The 24,501-nt window shown below is 66.7% G+C and carries 21 protein-coding genes; 14 read left to right on the top strand and 7 right to left on the bottom strand.

All coding sequences use genetic code 11. The features are described from left to right. From BoBH3_RS09260 to kce, 5 genes are all read left to right on the top strand, one after another. Positions 1 to 1,263 (top strand): ABC transporter substrate-binding protein, encoded by a 1,263-nt coding sequence (locus BoBH3_RS09260; RefSeq protein WP_262330519.1) that lies wholly within the window; start codon positions 1 to 3, stop codon positions 1,261 to 1,263. Between the two features lie 163 nt (positions 1,264 to 1,426). Next, positions 1,427 to 2,302 carry a branched-chain amino acid ABC transporter permease gene (locus BoBH3_RS09255; protein ID WP_262330518.1) on the top strand — a complete coding sequence of 292 codons (876 nt, stop codon included), beginning with the start codon at positions 1,427 to 1,429 and terminating at the stop codon, positions 2,300 to 2,302. 7 nt (positions 2,303 to 2,309) lie between these two features. Further along, entirely contained in the window at positions 2,310 to 4,835 is a 2,526-nt protein-coding gene (locus tag BoBH3_RS09250) for a branched-chain amino acid ABC transporter ATP-binding protein/permease (RefSeq protein ID WP_262330517.1), read from the top strand. A gap of 34 nt (positions 4,836 to 4,869) precedes the next feature. After that, positions 4,870 to 5,808 carry a 3-hydroxyacyl-CoA dehydrogenase gene (locus tag BoBH3_RS09245; protein ID WP_262330516.1) on the top strand — a complete coding sequence of 313 codons (939 nt, stop codon included), beginning with the start codon at positions 4,870 to 4,872 and terminating at the stop codon, positions 5,806 to 5,808. 141 nt (positions 5,809 to 5,949) lie between these two features. Continuing rightward, complete coding sequence (gene kce, locus BoBH3_RS09240) at positions 5,950 to 6,882, top strand: 3,5-dioxohexanoate:acetyl-CoA acetone transferase (protein WP_262330515.1); 933 nt, start codon at positions 5,950 to 5,952, stop codon at positions 6,880 to 6,882. 85 nt (positions 6,883 to 6,967) lie between these two features. On the opposite strand, the gene BoBH3_RS09235 is transcribed toward kce, so the two are convergent. The 7 genes from BoBH3_RS09235 to BoBH3_RS09205 form a co-directional block, all read right to left on the bottom strand. Further along, the gene (locus tag BoBH3_RS09235) at positions 6,968 to 7,609 is read right to left on the bottom strand and encodes a CDP-alcohol phosphatidyltransferase family protein (protein ID WP_262330514.1); all 642 of its coding nucleotides are present in this window, start codon (positions 7,607 to 7,609) and stop codon (positions 6,968 to 6,970) included. A gap of 3 nt (positions 7,610 to 7,612) precedes the next feature. Further along, positions 7,613 to 8,002 (bottom strand): hypothetical protein, encoded by a 390-nt coding sequence (locus BoBH3_RS09230; RefSeq protein WP_262330513.1) that lies wholly within the window; start codon positions 8,000 to 8,002, stop codon positions 7,613 to 7,615. Then, on the bottom strand, positions 7,999 to 8,949 hold the full coding sequence (locus tag BoBH3_RS09225) for a phosphatidate cytidylyltransferase (protein ID WP_262330512.1): 951 nt from the start codon (positions 8,947 to 8,949) through the stop codon (positions 7,999 to 8,001). The genes BoBH3_RS09230 and BoBH3_RS09225 overlap by 4 nt, the downstream gene beginning before the upstream one ends. Then, positions 8,946 to 9,584 (bottom strand): lysophospholipid acyltransferase family protein, encoded by a 639-nt coding sequence (locus tag BoBH3_RS09220; RefSeq protein WP_262330511.1) that lies wholly within the window; start codon positions 9,582 to 9,584, stop codon positions 8,946 to 8,948. The genes BoBH3_RS09225 and BoBH3_RS09220 overlap by 4 nt, the downstream gene beginning before the upstream one ends. Before the next feature lie 321 nt (positions 9,585 to 9,905). Continuing rightward, complete coding sequence (locus BoBH3_RS09215; protein WP_262330510.1) at positions 9,906 to 13,040, bottom strand: efflux RND transporter permease subunit; 3,135 nt, start codon at positions 13,038 to 13,040, stop codon at positions 9,906 to 9,908. Positions 13,041 to 13,045: 5 nt separating this feature from the next. Next, positions 13,046 to 14,227, bottom strand: a complete 1,182-nt coding sequence (locus BoBH3_RS09210; RefSeq protein WP_262330509.1) for an efflux RND transporter periplasmic adaptor subunit — start codon at positions 14,225 to 14,227, stop codon at positions 13,046 to 13,048. A 26-nt stretch (positions 14,228 to 14,253) separates the two neighbouring features. After that, the gene (locus BoBH3_RS09205) at positions 14,254 to 14,823 is read right to left on the bottom strand and encodes a TetR/AcrR family transcriptional regulator (protein ID WP_262330508.1); all 570 of its coding nucleotides are present in this window, start codon (positions 14,821 to 14,823) and stop codon (positions 14,254 to 14,256) included. A 271-nt stretch (positions 14,824 to 15,094) separates the two neighbouring features. On the opposite strand from BoBH3_RS09205, the gene BoBH3_RS09200 reads away from it, so the two are divergent. The 9 genes from BoBH3_RS09200 to BoBH3_RS09160 all read left to right on the top strand — a co-directional run bounded on the left by BoBH3_RS09200 (position 15,095) and on the right by BoBH3_RS09160 (position 24,427). After that, positions 15,095 to 15,883 carry an enoyl-CoA hydratase/isomerase family protein gene (locus BoBH3_RS09200; RefSeq protein ID WP_262330507.1) on the top strand — a complete coding sequence of 263 codons (789 nt, stop codon included), beginning with the start codon at positions 15,095 to 15,097 and terminating at the stop codon, positions 15,881 to 15,883. Between the two features lies 1 nt (position 15,884). Then, a complete protein-coding gene (locus tag BoBH3_RS09195; RefSeq protein WP_262330506.1) occupies positions 15,885 to 16,718 on the top strand; it encodes an ABC transporter ATP-binding protein in 834 nt (277 codons plus the stop codon). Continuing rightward, positions 16,718 to 17,596 (top strand): branched-chain amino acid ABC transporter permease, encoded by an 879-nt coding sequence (locus BoBH3_RS09190; RefSeq protein ID WP_262330505.1) that lies wholly within the window; start codon positions 16,718 to 16,720, stop codon positions 17,594 to 17,596. The genes BoBH3_RS09195 and BoBH3_RS09190 overlap by 1 nt, the downstream gene beginning before the upstream one ends. Positions 17,597 to 17,599: 3 nt before the next feature. Continuing rightward, entirely contained in the window at positions 17,600 to 18,640 is a 1,041-nt protein-coding gene (locus BoBH3_RS09185; RefSeq protein WP_262330504.1) for a branched-chain amino acid ABC transporter permease, read from the top strand. Positions 18,641 to 18,703: 63 nt separating this feature from the next. Next, entirely contained in the window at positions 18,704 to 19,885 is a 1,182-nt protein-coding gene (locus BoBH3_RS09180) for an ABC transporter substrate-binding protein (RefSeq protein ID WP_262330503.1), read from the top strand. Between the two features lie 29 nt (positions 19,886 to 19,914). Next, on the top strand, positions 19,915 to 20,724 hold the full coding sequence (locus BoBH3_RS09175) for an ABC transporter ATP-binding protein (protein WP_262330502.1): 810 nt from the start codon (positions 19,915 to 19,917) through the stop codon (positions 20,722 to 20,724). Positions 20,725 to 20,735: 11 nt separating this feature from the next. Beyond that, positions 20,736 to 22,559, top strand: coding sequence for an AMP-dependent synthetase/ligase (locus tag BoBH3_RS09170; protein WP_262330501.1), 1,824 nt, complete (start codon positions 20,736 to 20,738; stop codon positions 22,557 to 22,559). Between the two features lie 11 nt (positions 22,560 to 22,570). Continuing rightward, a complete protein-coding gene (gene bktB, locus BoBH3_RS09165; protein WP_262330500.1) occupies positions 22,571 to 23,752 on the top strand; it encodes a beta-ketothiolase BktB in 1,182 nt (393 codons plus the stop codon). Positions 23,753 to 23,761: 9 nt separating this feature from the next. Further along, positions 23,762 to 24,427, top strand: coding sequence for a TetR/AcrR family transcriptional regulator (locus tag BoBH3_RS09160; protein ID WP_262330499.1), 666 nt, complete (start codon positions 23,762 to 23,764; stop codon positions 24,425 to 24,427). Positions 24,428 to 24,501 lie beyond the last annotated feature (74 nt).

Genomic DNA, 24,501 nt, shown 5'->3' with positions numbered 1-24,501 from the left:
ATGTCAGACCTGTTGAAGACCACCCGCATTTCGCGCCGGCAGGCGCTGGCCGGGCTCGGTGTCGGCGCAGCGACCGGGCTGATCGCCAGCCCGTCGATCATCCTGGCGCAGACGCCGGACGTGATCCGCTTCGGCCACCTGACCCCGCGCACGGGTTTTCTCGGCCCGCTCGGCGAATACGGCGTGATGGCGGCCGACCTCGCGGTTGAGGAGATCAATGCGGCCGGCGGCATCAACGGCCGCAAGCTCGAGGCGCTGAAGGAGGATTCGGTCAATCCGCAGACCGCCTCGACCAAGGCCGAGCGCATGATCGAGCGCGACAAGGTAGCCTGCATCATCGGCGAGATTTCGTCCGCCTCGGCGCTGACGATCGCGCAGGTCGCCGGCCGCACGAAGACGCTCTTCGTCAATACCGGCGCCAATTCGGATGCTCTGCGCGGCGAGAGCTGCAACCGCTACATGTTCCATGTCGAGCACCAGAACTCGATGTATGTGAAGAGCTGCGGCCGCTCGCTGATGCAGCAGGGGCTCGTCAAGGGCAAGAAATGGTTCTCGCTGACCGCCGACTACGCCTTCGGCCATGACCTGCTCAAGGTCGCCAAGCGCTTCATGGAAAGCAATGGCGGCCAGTTCGCCGCCGACAAGCTGGTGCCGACCGACGCGACCGACTTCTCCGCGCTGCTGCTGGAGATCCGCGCCGCCAAGCCGGACCTCGTGATCTCGAATCTCGCCGGCAACCAGATCACCAACTTCCTGAAGCAGTATTCCGAGTTCGGCCTGACCTTCCCCGTCGCCGGCTTCGGCTTCGACACCGCTCTCGCCTGGGCCGCCGGCAAGGACAATTTCGGCGGCACCTGGCCTTCCGTCTGGCACCACCTCATCGACACGCCCTCGACGAAGACCTTCGTCGCGGCCTTCACCAAGAAATACGGCAAGCCGCCGGAGAACCAGGCCTGGGGCGACTACATCGCCGTGAAGATCATGGCGCAGTCGATGAACGAGCTGAAGAGCGCGGACACGCCCAAGATCCTCGACCATCTGGAAAAGGGCGCGAAATTCGACGTGATGAAGCCGCGCCAGGGCTATTTCCGCGCCTCCGACCACCAGCTCATCAGCGAGATGTACACGATCACAGCCCTGCCCGCGGCGCAGGTCAAGAACCAGTGGGACCTGTTCACATCCTCCCCGCCGGTGCCGGGGCCTGACGAGAACATGGAGGTCATCGCCACCAGCGGCGACGAGGCGGTCTGCAAGATGAGCTGATCGCTCCAGCGTCATTCTCGGGCGGCGCGACGCGCCGCCCGAGAATCTCGAGACGAGAAGGCTCTCGGCGCCTTCTCCGGCCTGAGATGCTCGGGTCAAGCCAGAGCATGACGGCTCGATCCGACCAATCGCCTCATCGCACACCCCGGACAAAGGCGAACCCTTGCTCACCCTCTTCATCCAGCAGGTGCTGAACGGGCTGCTCGACGGGGTCTATTACCTCCTGATCGCGCTCGGCCTGTCGCTGATCTTTTCGCTGGGCGGCATCGTCAACCTGGCGCATGGCGCCTTCTATGCGATCGGCGCCTATCTCACGATCGTGCTGGCGCCGCATATCGGCTTCGGTGGTGCGATGGTCGCCTCGCCCGTTCTGGTCGCGCTGATCGGCATCGTCGTCGAGCGCGGGCTCTTTCAGCGCTTCTACCGCTCGGACCCCATCCTCTCGCTGCTGCTCACCTTCGGCCTCGCCATGGTCGCCGAGCAGAGCCTGCGCATGATCTTCGGCGCGCCGCCGCTCTCCTTCTCGATCCCGCCGAGCCTGCGCGGCCAGATCTTCATCGGCGACTTCATCTATTCGCGCTACCGGGCGATGCTGCTGCTGATCGCAGCGGCCTGCGTGCTCGGCCTCTGGTTCCTGCTCCAGCGCACCGCCTTCGGCCGGGTCGTGCGGGCCGGCGTGCAGAACCCCGACATGGTCGGCGCGCTCGGCATCTCGCTGCAGCCCTACATGGTCGCGGTGGCGGGCATCGGAATCGGGCTTGCCGGGCTCGCAGGCGTGCTGCTGGCGCCGATCTACTCGATCCACCCGGCCATGGGCCAGGAGATCATCACACCGGCCTTCGTCGTCGTCGTCATCGGCGGGCTCGGCTCGTTCTGGGGCGTCGTCGTGGCCGCCCTGATGGTCGGCCTCGTCAAGGGCATCACGATCGGGCTCGGCTACACGCAATGGTCGACCGCGGTGATCTATCTGATGATGCTCCTCGTCCTGCTGTTCCGGCCGCGCGGCCTGTTCGGCGAACGCATCCAGCGCTTCGAGTGAGGCCGCGATGACGCAAAGCCAACGCGACCTCGCGCCCCTCCTTATCGCCGCCGCAGGCCTCGTCGCCCTGCCCTTCCTGATGCATTTCATCGGGCTCGGCACGACATCTGCGACGGAGATCGTCGTCTTCGCCATCGCCTGCATGGCGCTGAACATCCTCGTCGGCACGACGGGCCTTGTCTCCTTCGGCCATGGCGCCTGGTTCGGGCTCGCCGCCTATGCGGCCGGGCTGCTCCAGCGCAACCTGATGCCCGGCCAGTTCGCCCTGCCGATCCTGCTGGGTGTCGCCTTCGTCGGACTGATCGCCTTCGCCTTCGGTGCGCTGATCCTGCGTCGCAAGGGCGTCTATTTTTCGCTGCTGACGCTGGCACTCGCCGCCATGACCTATTCCGTCGCCTTCCGCTGGACGGCGGTGACGGGCGGCGAGGACGGGCTCGGCGGCATCAGGCGGCCGCTCTTCCTCGGCATCGATTTCGAGCAGGCGGCGAGCTTCTATGTCCTCGTCGCTGCCATCGGCATGGCCGTCGTCTACGGGCTCTGGCGCTTCCACCGCTCGCCGGTCGGCACCGTTCTGGTCGCGATCCGCGAGAACGAGCAGCGCGCGCGCTTCCTCGGCTATGCGACCGACCGCTACAAGCTGATCGCCTTCACGCTCTCGGCGGCGCTGACGGGGCTTGCCGGCACGCTCCTGCTGTTCAACAACCGCATGACCTCGGCTGAGCCGATCTCGGTCGCCTTCTCCGGCGAACTGCTCGCGATGGTCGTCATCGGCGGCATGCGCTCCTTCCTGGGGCCGGCGCTGGGTGCGCTCTTCTTCGTCATTTTCCGCGACTACCTCTCCAGCGTGACGCCGAACTGGCTGTTCTGGTTCGGCCTGCTCTTCGTAGCCTTCATCGTGTTCTCTCCGACCGGCCTCGTCGGCGTCGGCGAGCGGCTGCTGCGGCCCTTCCGCAAGCAGGTGGCGGGCGATGCCGCCATGTCCGAGCGCAAGGCCGGCACGGTCACGCTGCCGGACTTCATGAAGCCGGCCGATGCCGGCGACGGCGCGATTTTGACCGCGACCGGGCTCGCCAAGAGCTTCGGGGGCATCAAAGCGGTCGAGAATGTCGACCTAAAGATGGCCGACCGCCGCCTGCATGCACTGATCGGCCCCAACGGCGCCGGCAAGACCACCGCCTTCAACCTGATCTCGGGGCTGTTCGCGCCCGACCGCGGCGAGGTGCGCCTGCGCGAGCGCCAGATCGGCGGGCTCTCGCCGGAGGCGATCACCCAGGCCGGCATCGGGCGCGCCTTCCAGATCACCAACCTGTTCCCCACGCTCTCGGTCGAGGAGAACGTTCGGCTGGCCGTACAGGCACGCGCGCCCGAGCGCTTCGGCTTCTGGCGCTCGGCCGGCGCCTTGTCGGAGGTTTCGGCTCAGACGAAGACCGTGATCGAGACGATGGGCCTGCGCGGCATCGAGACGGCGGAAGCTGGCTCGCTCAGCTATGGCGGCCAACGCCTGCTCGACATGTCGCTGGCGCTCGCGACCAAGCCGCGCGTGCTGCTGCTCGACGAACCGCTGGCGGGACTCGCGGCGGCCGAGCGCGAGCGCGTCGGCAACCTGATCAAGTCGATCTCGACCGACCTGCCTGTGCTGCTCGTCGAGCACGACATCGACCGCGTCTTCGCCATCGCCGACCATGTCACGGTGATGAACGAGGGCTCCGTGCTGGTGGACGGCACCGTCGAGGATGCGCGTTCCTCGCCGCGCGTGCAGGAGGTCTATATCGGCTCGGGTGCCCATGCGCTCGCTGAGAAGCCGCGCCAGAGCGCGGCGCGCGAGAGCGTGCTGCTCGGGCTCGACAAGGTCGACACCTTCTATGACAAGAGCCATATCCTCCGGCAGGTCTCCTTCGACGTCCACGAGAACGAGATCGTCGCCCTGCTCGGCCGCAACGGCGCCGGCAAGTCGACCCTGCTGAAGACGGTCACCGGCATCGCCCCGCCGGCCTCGGGCAGCATCACGCTCGCGGGAGACGACATCGCCGGTCGCCCGCCCGCCGCGATCGCGCGGGCCGGCATCGCCTATGTACCGCAAGGCCGCGGCCTCTTCGCCGGCATGAGCGTCAAGGACAACATGGAGCTCGGCCGGCTCAAGCGCCTGACAGGCAACGGCACGCGCTGGGAGGACGAGAAGATCTTCTCCTTCTTCCCGCGCATCAAGCAGCGCTGGCATTCGCCGGCGGACTACCTCTCCGGCGGCGAACAGCAGATGGTCGCGGTGGCGCGCGCGCTGTCCGGCGACACCCGCGTGCTGCTGCTGGACGAGCCCTTCGAGGGCCTCGCTCCGGCCGTCGTCGAGGAGTTGTTCGAGGCCTTCGACAAGCTGCGGCAGGAGATCGCCATCGTGATCGTCGACCATCATCTCGATCTGGCGCTGGCGCTGTCGGACCGCACGGTCGTGCTGGAGCGCGGCAGCGTCGTCCATACCGGCCCGTCGCGCGCGCTGAGCCAGGACCTCGCGCTCAGGCGGCAGGTGTTGTGGCTGTGACCCCCGACGGAAAGCGTCTCACCAAGGATAGCGCATGACCAAGATCGCCATCGTCGGCTCGGGCCTGATCGGCCGTGCCTGGGCCACCGTCTTCGCCAGTCATGGCTTCGAGGTCGCGCTGCATGACGTCGCGCCCGGCGCTGCCGAGGCGGCGCGGGCGCATATCGGCACCAATCTGGAAGAGCTCGCCAGCCATGGCCTCGTGGCCGATCCCAAGGGCTCGCTGGTCCGCATCCGCGTTGCCTCCGGGTTGGCAGACGCGTTGCAGGGAGCCGATCTGGTTCAAGAGAACGGGCCGGAAACCGTCGAGGCCAAGCAGAAGTTGTTCGCGGAAATGGATGCACTCGCGCCCTCCTCCACCATCCTCGCCTCTTCGACCTCCTTCATCATGGCCTCGGTGTTCAGTGAAAGCCTGAAAGGTCGGGCGCGCTGCCTCGTCGCCCATCCGGTGAACCCGCCGCATCTCGTGCCGATCGTCGAACTAGCCCCCGCGCCCTGGACCGATCCGGCGGTCGTCGAGCGGGCCAAGGCGCTCTACGAACAGGCCGGGCAGGTGCCGATCATGCTGCGCAAGGAAAAGCCCGGCTTCGTGCTGAACCGGCTCCAGGCGGTGCTGCTGGCGGAGGCGTTCCGGCTCGTCGGCGAAGGGGTCGCGAGTGCGGAAGACGTCGACAAGACGATCCGTGACGGGCTCGGGCTGCGCTGGTCCTTCATGGGGCCGTTCGAGACGATCGAACTCAACGCGCCCGGCGGCATTCCGGACTACTGCACGCGCTACGGCGCCTCGCTCGCCCGGATGCAGCCGGAGGCCGGAGGAGTCGATCCGTTCGGACCTGAGACGGTCGCGACCGTGATGAGCGAGTGGCCCGGCACCCAATCGGCCGAGCGCGTCAGGCATCTGAGCGAGTGGCGCGACACAAGGCTGGCCGCGCTGCAAGCCCACAAGCGCGCATCGGCGCGCAAGCCGGTATGACCATCTCGGCCGTCATTGCGAGGAGGCGCAGCCGACGACGTAGTCCAGGGGCCGTCGAGCGAGCCCTCCTGGATTGCTTCGCTATGCTCGCAATGACGCTGACGCCATTCATTCATTCGACGATCTGAGAAAGGGCCGAACATGGCGAAGAACCGCAAAGTCATCATCACCTGCGCGGTCACCGGCGCGATCCACACGCCTTCGATGTCGCCGCATCTGCCGGTAACGCCGGACGAGATCATCGATGCGGCCGTCGGCGCGGCGGAAGCCGGCGCAGCCCTCGTCCACGTTCATGCGCGCAATCCGAAAACAGGCCAGCCCGACCAGTCGCCCGAGGCCTTCGAGCCCTTCCTGAAGGTGATCAAGCAGCGCTCGAACTGCGTCATCAACATCACCACTGGCGGCGCCCCGACCATGGGCGTCGAGGAGCGGTTGCAGCCCTGCGCCTATTTCAAGCCCGAGGTCGCCTCGCTCAACATGGGCTCGATGAATTTCGGCCTCTATCCAATGCTCGCCCGCTTCAAGGATTTCGAGCACGACTGGGAGCGGCCCTATCTGGAAGGCTCCAAGGACCGGATCTTCAAGAACACCTTCCAGGATATCGAGAACATCCTGACCACCTGCGCCGAGAACAACACTCGCTTCGAGATCGAGTGTTACGATATCGGTCATCTCTACACGCTGGCCCATTTCGTCGATCGCGGGCTGGTGAAACCGCCCTTCTTCGTCCAGTCGGTCTTCGGCATCCTCGGCGGCATCGGCCCGCATCCCGAGGACGTCGCGCATATGAAGCGCACGGCCGACCGGCTGTTCGGCGACGCCTATCAATGGTCGGTGCTCGGCGCCGGCCGGCATCAGCTCCCGATCGCGGCGATGGCGGTCTCGATGGGCGGCAATCTGCGCGTCGGCCTGGAGGATTCGCTCTGGCTCGGTCCGGGCCAGCTCGCCAAATCCAACGCCGACCAGGTCCGCGCGGCTCGCAAGATCATCGAGGGGCTCGGCCTGGAGGTTGCGACCCCGGACGATGCCCGCGAGGTGCTGCAGCTCAAGGGCGCCGACAAGGTGAATTTCTAGCGCGAGCTTCGTAGACAGCCGGCGCAACTTCGGGCCGAAGGCGAGCCCGGCCGAAACCGGAACGATGCGCGACGCGCGAGCCGCCTCAGCGCGCCCGCAGGGAGCGAACGATATTGCCGGCCCGCTTGACGGTGGTCACGGCTGCGCCTGCGGCTATGAGCCAGAGAGCGGCGGTCAGGACCTCGTTGTGGCCGCGCCAAAGCGGCTCCACGAGCGACAGCAGCGCGGCCCCGGTGATCGTCGCCATGCGGTGCTGCTTGGCCATCGGGCCGGAGAAATCGGCAGGCAGCCCGCAGGCACGGCCGAGTTCGCGCGTGTAGGCGGTGAGCACGGCGAGCCCGGCCGCTGCCCAGCCCAGCGCCGGCACGCCGGCCCCATAGCCGGCGCCGACGAAGATCAGGATGTCGGCGACACGATCCGGGAATTCGTTCCAGAACGGCCCGTCAGGCTCCTGCTTGCCACCCTCGATCGCCACCATTCCGTCGAAGAGGTTGCAGAGCAGCCGAAACTGGCAGAACAGCGCCGCGCCCAGAAGCAAGACGATACGCGATCCGGGATTCACGGTGCCTGCCAGCCAGAAGCAGGAGCCGGCGATTGCCGCCATGACCATGCTCGCCATCGAGATCTGGTTCGGCGTGACGGAGGCCGCGCTCAGCCGGCGCGCGATCGTGCGGGCCCAGCCCGAATTGCGGCTCGCGAGGGGTCGTCGATTCTCGTCCTGGGCCACGGTTCAGCCTCCCCTGCCCCGCCAGAGCGAAAAATTGTAGAGAGCCGCATAGCTGGTCGCGACGGTCAGAGGGAGCGCGATCGTCCGCGCGATCTCGGGCGTGCCACCTGCAGTATGAATGGCTGTCAGCAGGCAAGCCGATACGAGGCCCGCAATCAGCGGTGGAGCCAGAAGCGCAGCGAAGCCGGCAAGACGTTTCGACAATGCCTCGATGCCGCGTTTCAGAAACAGGGTGATGACGGCCGACAGCGCACCCTGGATCAATCCAGCCTGGAGGGGTGCCGGCATCGGATGCGCGCGGTTGGCAAAAGCGGCCCAGCTCCCCATCGCGACGAAGGCGAAAGCGACATGGATGACGCTGCTTCGCATCAGGCGCGCGACCGGCGGGTTCATGTGGCCGACCACCCGTAGCGGACGAGATGGAAGAAGATCGGGGCCGAGAACACCACAGAATCGAGCCGATCGATGAAACCGCCATGGCCGGCAATCAGATGACCCCAATCCTTGACGCCGCGATCGCGCTTGATCGCCGACATGACGAGCCCGCCGAAGAACCCCATCAGTACGATGACGAGCGACAGGAAGGCAGCTTGGAGCATCGTGAACGGCGTCATCCAGGACAGGCCCGCGCCAACGGCTGTGGCGCTGAGCGCCCCGCCGACGAAGCCCTCGACCGTCTTCGAAGGCGAAAGCCTGGGTGCGATCTTGGTGCGGCCGATCAGCTTGCCCCAGACGTATTGCAGCACGTCGCTCATCTGCACGACGATGACGAGATAGGCGATCAGGAGCACGTTGCGCCCCTCGAAGCCGGCAATTTCCAGGCTGAGCAGGGCCGGCACATGCGAAATGCAGAAGACGCAGATCATCAGCGCCCACTGCACTTCGGCGATGCGCACGAGAAAATGGTCCGTATCGCCGCGCAGCGCGGCGATGATCGGCATCAGCAGGAAGGCGTAGACCGGTATGAAGATCGAGTAGAGGCCGTACCAATCGATCCAGACAAGATAATACTGCACCGGCAGCACGACGAAGAAGGCGACTGCCAGCGCCCAGTGGTCGGCGCGGCGCGTGTTGGTGAGCGTGATGAATTCCCGAAAGGCCGCGAAGGAACAGAAGGCGAAAAGCAGGGTCACGCCGGACTTGCCGCCGATCAGCGCCAGCCCCATCAGCACGATCATGACCCACCAGGCTCGGATGCGGTGGTTCAGGTTCTCCACCACGGCATTGGAGCCATCGGGCGAGAGCCTGCGCTGCAGCACGTAGCCGATGCTGGAGGCGACGACGAGCACCACGAGCATTCCGGCCAGAACCGCCACGAGATCGGGATGCGGGGTGATCATCGCGCGTTCGCCTTCGGGGACAGGGCGAGCAGTGCCGCTTCGGCCCTCGCCAGGAAATCCTTCTTGGTCTCCCCACCCGCGATATGAAGCGCGGAGCCGAAGGTGACCGTGCAGATGAGGGGAATGGGAACGAACTCACCCTTCGGCATGACGCGGTTGAGATTATCGATCCAGACCGGCACCAGGACGATGTTCGGCCGCGCACGCGCCAGATGGAACAGCCCGCTCTTGAACGGCAGGAGCGGCGCGGCGGTGCCGTTTCGCGTTCCTTCCGGAAAGACGATGAGGGAGGAGCCGGCATCGAGCGCATCGGTCATCAGGGCGATCGGATCGTTCGCCCGGCTCGCCCGTTCGCGATCGATAAGCACGGCGTTGAAGACATCGCAGCCGATGAAACGCCGAAGGCGGCTTTTCAGCCAGTAGTCACTCGCGGCTACGGGCCGGGTCGCCCGGCGCATGCGGCGCGACAGGACCGTCCAGATCAGGACGAAATCGCCGTGGCTGGCGTGATTTGCGTAGTAGATTCGTTGCTCGTCCGTCGGCGCCACGCCGTCCCATTGTCCGCGGACAGCGGTCAGGAAGCGGGCGAGCAACAGGATGAGCGTGCCTGCCAAGCCGATTGCCGCGCCGCGCATCGCTATTCCCTGAATATTCCCGCAATGACGTAGCGTTCAATCGAAACGATGTCGATGTCATCGTTCGATCGAGCGACGCCTCGGCCACTCTGGAATATCCGGGAGCATTCGTGCTTGTGCGAGCCCTCGTTTCGACTTTTGCGAAGGCTGGAGGACATCGTCCCCAGGATACCCGATGCCGTTCGCGGCAAGGACATGCTTCCGCGAGCGCCACGGGTCGCGCAAGGCCGAGCGTTCGCAAAGAACAACGGCTACACGCCTCAGCGTCTGCTTCCCTGCTGGGATGCAGACGCTGGCCGAGTCGTTCCCCCGCTCAGATGCTCACTGGTGCTGCTGGGATGCGGCTGGAGCCGTCTTCTCCGCCTTGTCCTGCCGCGAGAACAGATTCATCACGAAGACGAAGAACGCCGGGACGAGGAAGATCGCGAGCACCGTCGCCGAGATCATGCCGCCCAGCACGCCGGTTCCGATCGCGTTCTGGCTCGCTGCGCTGGCGCCCGAGGCGATGGCGAGCGGCACGACGCCGAGCGTGAAGGCGAGCGAGGTCATCAGGATCGGCCGGAAGCGCAGCCTCGCTGCCTCGATCGTAGCCTCCCTCAGCGGCATGCCCTGCTCGCGCAGATCCTTGGCGAACTCGATGATGAGGATCGCGTTCTTGGCCGAGAGGCCGATGATCGCGATCAGCCCGACCATGAAGTAGACATCGTTCGGCATGCCGCGCAGCGTCACCGCCGCGACCGAGCCGATAACGCCGAGCGGCACCACCATCATGACCGAGATCGGGATCGACCAGCTCTCATAGAGCGCCGACAGCAGCAGGAAGACGAACAGGATGCTGAGCGCGATCAGGAACGGTGCCTGCGAGCCCGACTGGATTTCCTGCAGCGACTGCCCGGTCCATTCGTAGCCGAAGCCCTGTGGAAGGCTCTGCGCCAGACGCTGCATCTCCGCGATGGCGGCGCCCGACGAGTATCCCGGTGCGGCCTGGCCGGCGATGCGGACCGCCGGATAGCCGTTATAGCCCACCACCTGCGTCGGCCCCTTCTGCCATTCGATCGTGGCGAAGGCCGAGAGCGGCACCATGCCGCCATGCACGTTGCGCACGTTGAGCTTGAGCAGATCGCCCGCCTGCATGCGCTGGGCGGCATCGGCCTGCACCGTCACGCGCTGCATGCGCCCGGCATTGGGGAAGTCGTTGACATAGGACGAGCCGAGATTGGCCGAGACTGTCGCATTGATGTCGGCGAAGGCGACGCCGAAGGTGTTGGCCTTCTCGCGGTCGATCACCAGGTTGACCTGCGCCGCTTCGGCCAGCCCCTCCACGCGCACGCCGGCGAGGATCGGGCTCTGGGTCGCAGCGGCAAGCAACTGGGCCCGCGCCTGCGCCAGCGCCGCCTGGCCGAGGCCGCCGCGATCCTGCAGGCGGAAGGTGAAGCCAGTCGAATTGCCCAACCCCGAGATCGGCGGCGGCGACAGTGCGAAGGTCTGCGCGTCGCGGATCGCCTGCAGCTTGCCATTGATGCGACCCGAGATGGCGGTGGCGGAATCGTTCGCGCCGCGCTCGCTCCAGTCCTTCAGCGTGATGAAGGCGAGCGCCGCGTTCTCGCCCGCGCCGGAGAAGCTGAAGCCGGAAATGCCGAGCATGCGCGAGACGGCGGGCTCCGCCAACACGATCTTTTCGATCTGCTGGATGACCTCCAGCGTGCGGTTGGCGCTCGCTTCGGGCGGGGCCTGCACGTCGACGAGCAGGTAGCCCTGGTCCTCATTGGGCAGGAAGGCGGAAGGCAGGCGCATATAGCTCCAGCCCAGCCCGGCCAGCAGCGCCAGATAGATCACCATGTAGCGTCCGGGCTTGCGCGCGACGGCGCCGACCATACCGGCATAGCCGTGTGTCGCCCGGTCGAACTTGCGGTTGAACCAGCCGAAGAAGCCCTTCTTCTCGTGATGTCCCTTGGCCACCGGCTTGAGGAAGGTCGCGCAGAGAGCGGGCGTCAGCGTCAGCGCCAGGAAGCCCGAGAACAGGATCGAGACCACCATGGTCAGGCTGAACTGCTGGTAGATGATCCCGACGGCGCCGGGGAAGAAGGCCATCGGCACGAACACCGCCGTCAGCACCAGCGTGATGCCGACGATGGCGCCGGTGATCTGCGTCATCGCCTTGCGGGTCGCCTCCTTCGGCGAAAGCCCCTCCTCCGCCATGATGCGCTCGACGTTCTCGACCACGACGATGGCGTCGTCGACGAGGATGCCGATCGCCAGCACCATGGCGAACATCGTCAGCACGTTGATCGAGAAGCCGGCGACGAACATCACCGCGCAGGTGCCGAGCAGCGCCACGGGCACGACCAGCGTCGGAATCACCGTGTAGCGGAAGTTCTGCAGGAACAGGAACATCACCACGAAGACGAGGACCATCGCCTCGAGCAGCGTGTGCAGCACCTTCTCGATCGAGACCGCGACGAAGGGCGAGGTATCATAGGGGATTTCGTATCTCAGCCCCGCCGGGAAGAAGCGGGAGAGCTCCTCCATCTTCGCGCGGACGGCCGCCGCCGTCGCCATGGCATTGCCGGTCGGCGAGAGCTGGACGCCGACGCCGGCCGCGGGCTGCCCGTTGAGGCGAGTCGAGAAATTGTAGGATTCACCGCCGACCTCGACGCGGGCCACATCGCGCAGGCGCACCGAGGATCCATCGGTATTGGCACGCAGCACGATGGCGCCGAACTCCGCCGGCGAGGCGAGCTGGCCCTTGACCAGCACGGTGGCCGAAAGCTGCGTGTCGATCGGGTTGGGCCGGGCGCCGATGCGGCCGGCCGCGACCTGCGCGTTCTGGGCCGTTACCGCGGCGATGACGTCGCTCGAGGTCAGGCCGAGCCCGAGCAGCTTCTCCGGGTCCATCCAGATGCGCATGGAGCGCTGCGTCGCGAAGAGCTGGGCGCTGCCGACGCCGGGCACGCGGCGCAATTCGCCGAGCACGTTGCGGCTGAGATAGTCGCCGAGGCCGACGGCATCCAGGCGGCCATCGTCCGAGATCAGCACCGCGAAGAGCAGGAAGCTCGTTCCCGCCTGCTCGACGCGCATGCCCTGCTGCGTCACAGTGCGCGGCAGGCGCGGCTCGACGCGGCTGATGCGGTTCTGCACCTCGACCTGCGCCTCGCCGATCTCGGTTCCAGGCGCGAAGGTCACGGTGATGTTGATGCGCCCGCTCGCCTCCGACGTGCTCTCGAAATAGAGCAACCCCGGAACGCCGTTGAGCTCCTCCTCCACCGGGCGCGTCACGCTCTGGTAGATCTCCTCGGGCGACGCGCCCGGGTAGTTGGTGCCGATCGTGATCTGCGGCGGCGCGACGTTCGGGTACTGCGCGATCGGCAGCATCGGGATCGTGATGATCCCGCCCAGCATGATGAAGATCGCGACGACCCAGGCGAAGATGGGCCGGTCGATGAAGAAGCTCGGCATCGGTCTCAGCCCTGCTTGGCGGCGTCGTTGGCGGCGGCGGCCGGCTTCCAGGGCACACCCTTGAAGCGGGCGCCGGGCCTGATCTTCTGGAAGCCCTCGACCACCACCTGCTCGCCGGGCTTAAGCCCCTCGTCGATGACCTGCCGCGTGCCGAGCACGCGCCCTGCCCGCACCGGCCTGAGCTCCAGCGTGCCGTCATCCTTCAGGATCTGCAGCTGCGCCTGGCCGGCGCCGTCGCGCTGCACGGCCTGCTGCGGCACGGCGATCGAATTGGCCTGGACGCCCTGCTCGATGACGACGCGCACATACATGCCCGGCAGCAGGTCGCCATCGGGATTGGGGAACTGGCCGCGCAACGTCACCTGGCCGGTGGTCGCGTCGACCGTCGCCTCGGAGAACAGAAGCTGGCCGCGATGGCGGTAACGCTCGCCATTGTCGAAGAATAGCTCGACATTGGCCGCGCCGGCATCGGCGCCGGTCAACGCGCCGACCTTGAGCGCGCGGCGCAGCGCCAGCAGTTCGCCGGCCGACTGCGTGAAATCGGCGTAGACGGGGTCGAGCTGCTGGATCGTCGCCAGGATGTCCGAGGCGCCAGTGCCGACCAGCGCGCCCTCTGTGATCAGCGCGCGGCCGATGCGCCCGCTGATCGGAGCGCGAACCTCCGAATACTGCATGTCGAGCTTGGCGGTCGCGAGACCTGCCTCCGCCGCGGCGACGTCGGCATCGGCCTGCGCCAGCTGCGCCACCGCCGTCTCCTGTTGCTGCGCGCTGGCGACATTGCGCTCGCGCAGCTCGACGATGCGGTCGGATTGCTGCCGCGCCTGGAGCTGCGCGGCCTGGGCACGCTTCAGCGTCGCCTCGGCGCTCGCCATCCTGACACGGAACGGCGCCGGGTCGATGCGATAGAGGACGTCGCCTTCCTTGACCTGCGTGCCCTGCTGGAACACGCGCTCGACGACGATGCCGGAGACGCGCGGACGCACCTCCGCGATCCGCGTCGGCGCGATCCGGCCCGGCAGATTGTTGGTCACCGGCACGTCTTCCGCCACGGCGGCGATCGTGCCGAGCGCAATCGGGGGCTGCTGCGCCGCCGCATTGGCAGGCCTCTTCTCCTCGCTGCAAGCGCCAGCGAGCAGGGCAACGGCGAGCAGCAGAACAGACGACCGGAACGGCATAAGGGAGGGCATGGCGTGCAAGGGCTCTCGTATCTTGTTCAGACAGACGGGGCGGGAACGGGCGTTTGGCCGATCAGCCAGGCGATCTCGGTGATCAGCCGCTCACGTTCTTCGGGAGGAAAGCTGTAGAGGCCAAACCAATCGAGCAGCATCAGCCCCTCGACGGCGAGGAACGCCAGCATCGCGCCGCGCGGATGGCTCGAGGACGCCTGGATGTCGGCAACGGTGCGGCTCAAAGACTGCTGCACCGGATCGCGCAGCTCCGCATCCTGCGCCAAAGCGGCGCAGAGATTGAGCGCAACTGCCCTGTCTTCATCCGAGAATGATCGCGAGGCCGCAGCGAGCCGGGCACGAATGTGCGCGTCGGGACCATCGGCTACAGCATCGACCAAAGCCTGCAATCGCTGCTCTTCATTCGCGACGCGGCGCTCGATCAGGGCCCGGATCAGGGCGCGCTTGGTCTTGTAGTCGTAGAGCACGCTCGCCTTGCTGATGCCCGCCTCGGCGGCGACGGCGTCGAGCGTGAGATGCGCCGCGCCTTCGCGCATCACGACACGCTCCGCGGCGTCGAGGACTCCGGCGCGATCGATGGTTCGATGCCGTCCCACGACCTCTCCTTAAAAAATATCCGACCAGTTGGATATTTATATTGCACTGCAAAGTCAAGGCGCTCGGGCTGCCACGAGCCAGCCGGCGCCTTGGGTTCAGACAGCGAATGGCCGAACCGCCCGCCCCGTTCCGTTTCAACAATCCCGATCGTGCGGAAATGCGGGTAGCATGCGCCAACGGGTTGAGCCCTACTCACGAGTAAGCTCCGGAATTACTAGTAGAGCGCAGAACAAGCCGTGGCGGCCAACGACCGCGGATGAGGGGAACGTCATGGATGAGGCCGGAAACCCGGTTCTGCTCGAAATCGAGCAGGCCGTGGCCGTGATCACGCTTAACCGTCCGCACGTGCTCAACGCCCTCAACGCGCAGATGGCGCAAGGCCTTGCGCATGCGTTCGAGTGCGTCGCGGAGGATGGCACGGCGCGAGCGCTGCTGCTGCGCGGCGCGGGGCGCGCTTTCTGTGCCGGCGGCGATGTCGCGCGGTTCCTCGATGGCGATCCGGCCGAGGCGGTCGCAGCTATCCTCGATCCATTCCATGCAGGGTTGAAGGCGCTGGCGAAGCTCGGCATTCCCACGATTGCGGCCGTTCACGGCGCAGTCGCCGGAGGCGGCCTCAGCCTCGCATTGGCCTGCGACCTCTGCATCGCATCTGAGGATGCGATCTTCACGACGGCCTATGCGCGGATCGGCGCCAGCCCTGACGGGTCGCTGACCTATGCTCTGCCGCGGATCGTCGGCCCCCGAAAAGCACTGGAACTCGCCATACTGGCCGAACCGATCCGGGCAGCCGAGGCGCTGCGGCTTGGCCTGGTCGCTCGCGTCGTCGCGCCCGATACTTTGCAGGCTGAGGCGGCAGCGTTCGCGCGAAGGATATCCGAAGGGCCGACGGCAGCCTATGCCCGCATCCGCGCGCTGATCGGCGGCTCGCTCGCCCACGATCTGCCGAGCCAGCTCGATCACGAACGCGAGGCCCTGCTGGCCGGCACGCGCACGGCCGATTTCGTCGAGGGCGTCTCGGCCTTCCTGGCCAAGCGGCCCGCGCGCTTCGAGGGGCGCTGAGATGTCGCCTCCGGCCGACATCGCCGCCCGGCCCATTCTGGAGGTTACGGGGCTCTCGCTGGCCTTTGGCGGCGTACGCGCGCTGACCGACGTTTCTTTCACCGTGCCGGAGGGCGGCATCACCGCCGTGATCGGCCCGAACGGCGCCGGCAAGACCTCGCTCTTCAACACGATTTCCGGCTTCTACCGCCCGCAGGCCGGCAGCATCACCTTCGCGGGCGAGAGCCTGTCGGGCCTGCGCGCGCCGCAGCGGGCCGCGCGCGGTCTCGCGCGGACCTTCCAGAACATCGCGCTCTTCCGCGGCATGACCGTGCTCGACAACATCAAGCTCGGCCGCCACGCCCATATGCGCACCGGCGTGCTGGATGCGCTGTTCTACTGGGGCCGAGCCCGGAAGGAGGAGTTGGAGCTGCGCGCCGAGATCGAGGAGCGCATCATCGACTTTCTCGAGATCCAGCACATCCGCAACGCGGCGGTCGGCACCCTGTCCTACGGCCTGCAGAAGCGGGTCGAGCTGGCGCGCGCGCTCGCCATGCGCCCGCGCATCCTGATGCTGGACGAGCCGGTCGCCGGGATGAACCGCGAGGAAACCGAGGACATGGCTCGCTTCATCCTCGACGTGAAGGAGGAATGGGGTGTCACCATCCTGATGGTCGAGCACGACATGGGCATGGTGATGGACATCTCCGACCATGTCGTGGTGCTGAATTTCGGCCAGGTCATAGCCAGCGGCACGCCGCGAGACGTCCAGGGCAACGAGGCGGTGATCGCCGCCTATCTCGGCGCCGGCGATGTCGGCGAGATCGCGCGCCGCATCAAGGCGGAGGCAGCCTGATGGATCTGCTCTTCCTCGCCGAAGTCGCTCTCGCAGGCCTCGGCGCCGGCGCGCTCTATGCTCTGACCGGCGTCGCCTTCGTGCTGATCTACAAGGCCACGCGCGTGGTGAACCTCGCCATCGGCGAAATCCTGATGCTCGGCGGCTACGCCTTCCTCGGCTTCGCGGCTGGGCTCGGCCTCTCGGCCTGGATCGCCCTGCCCCTCGCCATCGCAGCCGGCGGCGCTTTCGGTTGGCTCGTCGAACGCAGCCTGATCCGGCCGATGCTGGGCGAAAGCCCCATCGCCGTCTTCATGGTGACGATCGGCCTCGGCTCGATCCTCGCCGGCGCCGTGCAGCTCGGCTGGGGAGCCGATCCGCTGCGGCTGCCCGAGTTCCTGCCCGGCACGCCGATCTTCATCGGCGAAGCCTATCTCGCGCCGAAGGTCGCGTTCGGCTTCGCCGCGGCGGCGGTGGTGATAGGCCTCTTCCTGGCGCTGTTTCGCTTCTCCCGCGGCGGCGTCGCGCTCAAGGCCACGGCGGCCGACCAGGGGGCAGCCTATTCGGTCGGCATCGACGTGCCGCGCGTCTTCTCGATCGCCTGGATCCTCGCTTGCGCCACCGCCGCCGGAGCCGGCGTGCTGGTCGGAGCGATCGGCGGCATCTCGCCGACCATGGGCGTCTTCGGCCTCTCGGTCCTTGTCGTGGTGATCATCGGCGGGCTGGATTCGCTCGCAGGTGCCCTCGTCGGCGGCCTGCTGATCGGGCTCGTCGAAGCACTGGCCGGCGCCTTCCTCGGCGGCGAGTTCAAGCTCGTCGTCACCTTCGCCCTGCTCCTCGTGCTGCTGATGGTCCGGCCTTACGGCCTCTTCGGCACGCATGAGATCGAGAGGCTCTGAGCCATGCGGATCGGCACGCTCAAGACCAGCTACGCCGCCGACGAGGCGCTGTTCGATACGCCGGTGCAGCGCGGCCTGCTCGTCCTGCTGGCGCTAGCCGCCCTGGCCGTTCCCTTCGTCGCCAGCCCTTACTGGCTCTTCCTCGCCTGCCTGTGTGCGATCAATGTCGCCAGCGCGACCGGCCTCAACCTGCTCACCGGCTATACCGGCCTCGTCAGCCTCGGGCAGGCCGCGTTCATGAGCGTCGGCGCCTATGCGGTCGCCGTACTGGAGATCAGGCTGGGCACACCGTTCCTGCTCAACCTCCTGATTGGCGCCACGCTCGCGGCCGCGATCGGCGTCCTCGTCGGCATTCCGAGCCTGAAGGTGAAGGGGCTCTATCTCGCCATCGCGACGATCGCGGCCTCCGTCATCCTGCACTTCCTCTTCTCGCACTGGTCCCTGACGGGTGAGGCGCGCGGCCTGTCCATGCCGCCGGCCACCCTCTTCGGCTATGCGATCGACCGGCCCTTCTCACTCTACTGGCTGATCATGCCCGTGACCTGCCTGATGGTGCTGGGCGCGGCGAACCTGCTGCGCACCCGCATCGGCCGCGCCTTCATCGCGATCCGCGACCGCGACATCTCGGCCGAGGTGCTGGGCATTCCGCTGCTGCGCTACAAACTCACCAGCTTCGCCATCTCCTCCTTCTACGCCGGCCTTGCCGGAGGGCTCTGGGCCTATTTCTTCCGCGTCGTCACGCCGGAGAGCTTTCCGCTCGTCAACTCGATCTTCTACCTCGCCGCGATCATCGTCGGCGGCATGGGCACCATCCTCGGCGGCATCCTGGGCGCGGTCTTCATGACACTGGTGCCCGAGCTGCTCAAGTTCGCCGCGAACTGGCTGACCCCGGTCTATCCCGATGCACTCGCCGCGCTGGCGCCGGTACGCACCATCGTCTTCGGCGGGCTGATCGTCGGATTCCTGATCTTCGAGCCGCGAGGTCTCGCCGAGATCTGGCGCCGCGTGCGCCGCTTCTTCCATCTCTGGCCGTTCAGGACCTGAAGGACGGACCAAAGCTTCGTTGAAACGGCTGCCGGCAAGAGCAGCCAACAAAGGGAGGACAAGATGACGAATACGCAGCTAGACAGGCGCCAGCTTCTGACCGGGACGGCGGCATTGGCCGGCATGGCCTTCGGCGCCACGCCGCTCGCAGCTCAGGACGGCGGCGAGATCGTGCTCGGCGGCTCGATTCCGCTGACCGGCGTCTTCGCCTTCGCCGGCATCGGCATCCATGCCGGTATCCAAGACTATCTCAAGATCCTGAACGACGGCGGCGGCATCAAGGGCCGCAAGATCAAATACGTCGCCGAGGACACGGCCTACAAGGTTGACGCCTCGGTCGCGGCCTTCAACAAGATCACCAGCCAGGAGAAGGTCTCGCTCTACTACGGCGACTCCACCGGCTTCTCGAAGACGATCAACCCCGAGCTCGAGCGCCGCGGCACCATGATCATGGCCGGTGCCTCCTTCGCGACCGAACTCAACGATCCGAAGAAGTTCCCGCTGCAGTTCATGGCGGGGCCGGACTACACCGAGATGTTCGGCATCCTGCTGCGCTACATCGCCAAGGAGAAGCCCGGAGCACGCGTCGCCTTCGTCTATTCCGACACCGAGTTCGGGCGCGATCCGATCGTGCCGGGAGAGGCCGTCGCCAAGGAGCTGAAGCTCAACGTCGTCGAGAAGATCGTGACGCCGCCGGGCAGCGTCGACGTGTCGACCGAGGTGCTGAAGCTGCGCCGCGCCAACCCCGACTTCACGATCTTCCACGGCTACGTGCTGGCCCCGATCCCGGAATTCGTCGCCCAGGCGAAGCAGATGGGCATGAAGAGCCAGTTCATGGGCACGTTCTGGACGATGGACAACTCGACCGTGCAGCGCATGGGTGAAGCCGCCGACGGCTTCATGGGCGTGATGCCTTACCGCTACTACTACGACAAGGACGGCTCCGCGCCGATGCTGGAGAAGATCCGGCAAATGCGCCCGGAATACCAGTCGACCGGCTACATGCAGGGCTTCGTCACGGCCATGCTGATGGCGGAGGCCGTGAAGCGCACGCTCGATGCCGGCAAGGAGCTGACCGGCGCGAACATGAAGGCCGGGCTCAACAGCATCAAGGACTTCGACACCGGTGGCCTTTTCGGCGTGCCGATCTCGATCCCCGGCAATTCCGTGCCGGTCGGCCGCATCTACCGCTTCGACGGCAAGGCCAAGCAGATGCTGCCGGCATCGGACTGGATCAAGCTGTGACGGCAGACGCCGCATAGGGGCAGATGGCGATGACCGGTACCGCGGTGCTCGACGTCAACAATGTCGAGGTGGTCTATAATCGGACCGTGCAGGTGCTGCGCGGGCTGTCGCTGCGCGTCCCGGAGGGCGAGATCGTCGCCCTCCTCGGCTCGAACGGCGCCGGCAAGTCGACCCTGCTCAAGGCGGTGTCGAATCTGCTCTCCCTGGAGGATGGCGACGTCACCGCCGGCGCCATCCATTTCAGGGGCGACGACATCGCGAGCCTCACGCCGCATGGGCTCGTCCGGCGCGGGCTCTTCCATGTCATGGAAGGGCGGCGCATCTTCGAGGACCTGACTGTCGAGGAAAACCTCACCGCCGCAACCTTCGCGCTGACCGGGCGCGGTCTCGCGGCAGCGGATTTCGACCTCGTCTACAGCTATTTCCCCCGGCTGCACGAGCGCCGGAAAGGGCTGGCCGGCTATCTCTCCGGCGGCGAGCAGCAGATGCTCGCAATTGGCCGGGCCCTGATTGCAAGGCCCTCGCTGATCCTGCTGGACGAGCCCTCGCTGGGCTTGGCACCCAAGCTCGTCGAGGAGATTTTCGGGATCATCGCCCGGATCAATGCCGAGCAGCGCGTGTCGATGCTGCTGGTCGAGCAGAACGCGGCCGTGGCCTTCGCGGTGGCGAGCTATGGCTACATCCTGGAGATGGGCAAGGTTGTCATCGACGGGCCGGTCGACAAGCTCGTTCGCGACCAGGACGTGCGCGAGTTCTATCTAGGCCTCGGCGGCGCCGGCGGCGAGCGAAGCTATCGCGACATCAAGCACTACAAGCGCCGCAAGCGCTGGCTCTCGTGAGGATGGCGGCGATGCACCAGCTTCCTGACCTGACCTTGCCGCAGATGCTCCGCGAGAATGCGCGCCGGATGCCCGATCGCCTCGCCTTGAGGCAGAAGGATTTCGGCATCTGGCTGCCGATCACCTGGGCCGAATACGAGCGGCGCGCCCGCCATTTCGGCCTGGGCCTGCGCGCGCTCGGCCTCGCCGGAGGCGGGCATCTCGGCATCCTCTCAGAGAACCGCGCCGATTGGGTCGTGGCCCAGCTCGGAGTCGGCATGGTCGGCGCCGTGGCGGTCGGCGTCTACGCCACGAGCCCTGCCAACGAGGTGGCCTATGTGCTCGGGCATGCGCAAGTCGAGATCGTGGTCTGCGAGGACCAGGAGCAAACCGACAAGGTGCTGGAGCGGCTGCAGGAGCTGCCGCTGCTGAAGCGCATCGTCGTCATCGACCCGAAGGGCCTGCGCGGCTACCGCCCGGACCTCATCGTCTCCTTCGCGGATGTGGTGCGGCTCGGCGCTGGGCATGAAGCCGGAAACCCCGACTTGGTCGAATCCTGCCTCGCGGCCCAGACCCAGGGCGATATCGGCCTGATGGTCTACACCTCCGGCTCGACCGGCAAGCCCAAGGGCGCGATGCTGAGCTATCGCAACATGCGCGCCCAGGCCGCGGCGACGATCGAGCGGCTGGGCTACGACGAGACCACGACGAACCTGTCCTATCTGCCGCTCTGCCATGTCGCCGAGCAGATGCTGACGACCATGGCGCCAATCTATTCCGGCTCCTGCGTTTCCTTCGGCGAGTCGATCCGCACCGTGCAGGAGGATCTACGCGAGATTGCCCCTTCCCTCTTCCTCGGCGTGCCGCGGATCTGGGAGAAGCTGCACGCTGGCATCCACATCAAGCTGATGGAAGCAGGCGGCTGGCGCCGTCGGCTGTTCGAGGCCGGACTTCGCGCCTGCGAGCCCTTCGCCACGAAGCCGAACTCCGCCCGCAGCCTGCGCGACAAGGCGGTGGCGGCCTTCTTCCATGTCGTCATTTTCCGGGCGCTGCAGAACTTCATCGGCTTGCGCAAGGCCAAGGTCGCACTGACGGGCGCCGCGCCGATCCCGCCGCGCATCGTCCAGTTCTTCCGCACGCTCGGCGTGCCGCTGCTCGAAGTCTACGGCCTGACCGAGACATCAGGCATGGCAACCGGCCAGCGTCGCGAGCACATGCTCCCCGGCGCCGTTGGCGAGGCCGTCGCCGGAGCGGAGGTTGCGCTCGGCGACCAGGGTGAACTGCTGATACGCGGCGACATCGTCTTCGAGGGCTATTTCCGCAATCCCGAAGCGACACAGGCGGTGCTGCGCGAAGGCTGGCTCCATACGGGCGATGTCGCGACGCTGGAAGCCGGTCAGGTCAGGATCGTCGACCGGCTGAAGGACATCATGATCACCGCGGGCGGCAAGAACCTGAGCCCCTCCGAGATCGAGAATACCGTGAAGGGTAGCGCCTTCATCAAGGAGTGCATCGTCGTGGCGGACGGGCGGCGCTACCCCTCCGCCCTCATCCAGATCGACGCCGAGACCGTCGGCAAATGGGCGGAGGAGAACCGCATCGCCTTCACCCATTTCCGCAGCCTGGCAGAGCACGGGCGGGTGCGGGACCTCGTCGCAGCCGAGATCGAACGGGCGAACAGCCAGCTCGCACCGGTGGCGCAGCTCAAGCGCTTCCACCTGCTCGTGAAGGAACTCGATCATGACGATGACGAGGTCACGGCCACGATGAAGGTAAGACGCGCCAACATCGCGCAGAAATACGCCTCCGAGATCGAGGCGCTCTACAAGCCAGAGCGGCAGGCCGAGCCGGCCTGAAGGAGCCAGTCATGAGCAGACATGTCGTCATCATCGCGGGCGCGCGCACCGCGATCGGCACCTTCGGCGGCTCGCTGTCCGGCCATTCGCCAACCCAGCTCGGCGCGCTCTGCGCCGCCGAGGCGTTGCGGCGCGCCGGTCTGCCGGCTGCCGAGGTCGGCCATGTCGTCTTCGGCAACGTGCTCCTGACGGAATCGAAGGACGCCTATCTCGCCCGCGTCGCCGCCATCGATGCCGGCATTCCGGTGGAGGTGCCTGCGCTCACGCTGAACCGACTTTGTGGCTCGGGCGTTCAGGCGATCGTCTCGGCGGCGCAGGCAATCATGCTCGGCGACTGCGACACCGCCGTCGCCGGCGGGGCGGAGACGATGAGCCGCACGCCGCATCTGCTCTCGACCGCCCGCTTCGGCCAGCGCATGGGTGACGCGCTGGCAACCGACCATCTGACTGGCGTGCTGACCGACCCGTTCGGGAACGGCATCATGGGCATCACGGCAGAGAACGTGGCCGAGCGCTACGGCATCGACCGCGAGGCGCAGGACCGTTTCGCCGCCGAAAGCCAGCGCCGGGCCGCCGAGGCCATCGCCGCGGGCCGCTTCGACGAGCAGATCCTGCCCGTCGAAGTGCGCAAGGGCCGCGACATGATCAGCTTTGACCGCGACGAGCATCCCAAGCCCGCTACGACGCGGGATTCGCTCAAGGCCCTGCGCCCGACCTTCAAGAAGGACGGCACGGTCACAGCCGGCAATGCGTCGGGCATCAATGACGGCGCTGCCGCCATGGTCCTGATGGAAGAAGCGCGCGCCGCCCGCGAGGGCAAGGCGCCGCTCGCACGGATCGTCGGCTACGCCCATGCCGGCGTCGAGCCGGGCGTGATGGGCATCGGCCCCGTGCCGGCGGTGCGGGGGCTGATGGCGCGCACGGGGCTCTCGCTCGGCGATTTCGATGTGATCGAATCCAATGAGGCCTTCGCTGCACAGGCCTGTGCGGTCGCAAGAGAACTTGGCTTCGACCCGGCGAAGGTCAATCCGAACGGCGGCGCGATCGCGCTCGGCCACCCGGTCGGCGCCACGGGCGCAATCCTCACCCTGAAGGCGGCCTACGAGCTTCGCCGCACCGGCGGGCGCCATGGGTTGGTGACAATGTGCATCGGCGGCGGTCAGGGCATCGCGCTCGCAATCGAGCGGATGTAGGACACGCGCATGAACGCCCCTCTCTGGAAGACGCAGGCCGAGCGAGAGCACGAGCGCGCCCTGAAGCGCGAGGCGGTGCTGCGTGCGGCAGCGCGCGCCTTCAGCGAGCATGGCTTTCACCGCACCTCGCTCGACGAAGTCGCCGAGCGGCTGAACGTCACCAAGCCGACGATCTATCACTACGTCCGCAGCAAGGACGAGATCCTGTTCGAATGCGTGCGCATCGGGCTCGAGCGGCTCGATGCAGCAGCCGCTTCGGCTCAGGCGCGAAAGAGCGGGGGCAGTGGCCTCGACCGCCTGATCGTGCTTTGGACGGAGTATGCCCACATCGTCACCGAGGATTTCGGACGCTGCCTTATCCTCGTCGGCGAGGACCCCCTGCCCGCCGAAACGCGTAAGGATCTGCGCGCCCTCAAGGGCAAGATCGACCAGCGCTTTCGCGGCCTGATCGAAGCCGGCATCGCCGACGGCTCGATCCGGCCCTGCGATCCGAAGCTGCTGGCATTCGCCGCAGCGGGCGCGCTGAGCTGGATGGCGCGCTGGCACGATCCGGCCGGCGCCCTCTCCGTCGACCATATCGCCCGCGAGACGATCCAGCTCTTCGTGAATGGCATCAGGGCTCGCGATCTCGAGCCGGCGTATCCTGCCCACTCCGAAGCCAGGCTGGCAGACTAATTCGAGCCCTCTCGCTGGCCACGGGCCTCGCGACGCGGCATCCGCAACAAGAAAAGGGCGCCCTTTCGGGCGCC

The organism is Allobosea sp. BH3 (genome assembly GCF_025499465.1).
GTDB lineage: Bacteria > Pseudomonadota > Alphaproteobacteria > Rhizobiales > Beijerinckiaceae > Allobosea.
Note: the sequence above shows the minus strand (reverse complement) of the source record. Positions and strands in the feature narration are given on the sequence as shown.

What these genes read in the sequence shown, in the direction of transcription:
- BoBH3_RS09195 (WP_262330506.1), top strand. Translation starts at nt 15,885, where the DNA reads ATGTCGCCTCCGGCCGACATCGCCGCCCGGCCCATTCTGGAGGTTACG.
- BoBH3_RS09185 (WP_262330504.1), top strand. Translation starts at nt 17,600, where the DNA reads ATGCGGATCGGCACGCTCAAGACCAGCTACGCCGCCGACGAGGCGCTG.
- BoBH3_RS09170 (WP_262330501.1), top strand. Translation starts at nt 20,736, where the DNA reads ATGCACCAGCTTCCTGACCTGACCTTGCCGCAGATGCTCCGCGAGAAT.
- BoBH3_RS09250 (WP_262330517.1), top strand. Translation starts at nt 2,310, where the DNA reads ATGACGCAAAGCCAACGCGACCTCGCGCCCCTCCTTATCGCCGCCGCA.
- BoBH3_RS09215 (WP_262330510.1), bottom strand. Translation starts at nt 13,040, where the DNA reads ATGCCGAGCTTCTTCATCGACCGGCCCATCTTCGCCTGGGTCGTCGCG.
- BoBH3_RS09230 (WP_262330513.1), bottom strand. Translation starts at nt 8,002, where the DNA reads ATGAACCCGCCGGTCGCGCGCCTGATGCGAAGCAGCGTCATCCATGTC.
- bktB (WP_262330500.1), top strand. Translation starts at nt 22,571, where the DNA reads ATGAGCAGACATGTCGTCATCATCGCGGGCGCGCGCACCGCGATCGGC.
- BoBH3_RS09160 (WP_262330499.1), top strand. Translation starts at nt 23,762, where the DNA reads ATGAACGCCCCTCTCTGGAAGACGCAGGCCGAGCGAGAGCACGAGCGC.
- BoBH3_RS09180 (WP_262330503.1), top strand. Translation starts at nt 18,704, where the DNA reads ATGACGAATACGCAGCTAGACAGGCGCCAGCTTCTGACCGGGACGGCG.
- kce (WP_262330515.1), top strand. Translation starts at nt 5,950, where the DNA reads ATGGCGAAGAACCGCAAAGTCATCATCACCTGCGCGGTCACCGGCGCG.
- BoBH3_RS09220 (WP_262330511.1), bottom strand. Translation starts at nt 9,584, where the DNA reads ATGCGCGGCGCGGCAATCGGCTTGGCAGGCACGCTCATCCTGTTGCTC.
- BoBH3_RS09200 (WP_262330507.1), top strand. Translation starts at nt 15,095, where the DNA reads ATGGATGAGGCCGGAAACCCGGTTCTGCTCGAAATCGAGCAGGCCGTG.
- BoBH3_RS09175 (WP_262330502.1), top strand. Translation starts at nt 19,915, where the DNA reads ATGACCGGTACCGCGGTGCTCGACGTCAACAATGTCGAGGTGGTCTAT.
- BoBH3_RS09190 (WP_262330505.1), top strand. Translation starts at nt 16,718, where the DNA reads ATGGATCTGCTCTTCCTCGCCGAAGTCGCTCTCGCAGGCCTCGGCGCC.
- BoBH3_RS09210 (WP_262330509.1), bottom strand. Translation starts at nt 14,227, where the DNA reads ATGCCCTCCCTTATGCCGTTCCGGTCGTCTGTTCTGCTGCTCGCCGTT.
- BoBH3_RS09260 (WP_262330519.1), top strand. Translation starts at nt 1, where the DNA reads ATGTCAGACCTGTTGAAGACCACCCGCATTTCGCGCCGGCAGGCGCTG.
- BoBH3_RS09245 (WP_262330516.1), top strand. Translation starts at nt 4,870, where the DNA reads ATGACCAAGATCGCCATCGTCGGCTCGGGCCTGATCGGCCGTGCCTGG.
- BoBH3_RS09225 (WP_262330512.1), bottom strand. Translation starts at nt 8,949, where the DNA reads ATGATCACCCCGCATCCCGATCTCGTGGCGGTTCTGGCCGGAATGCTC.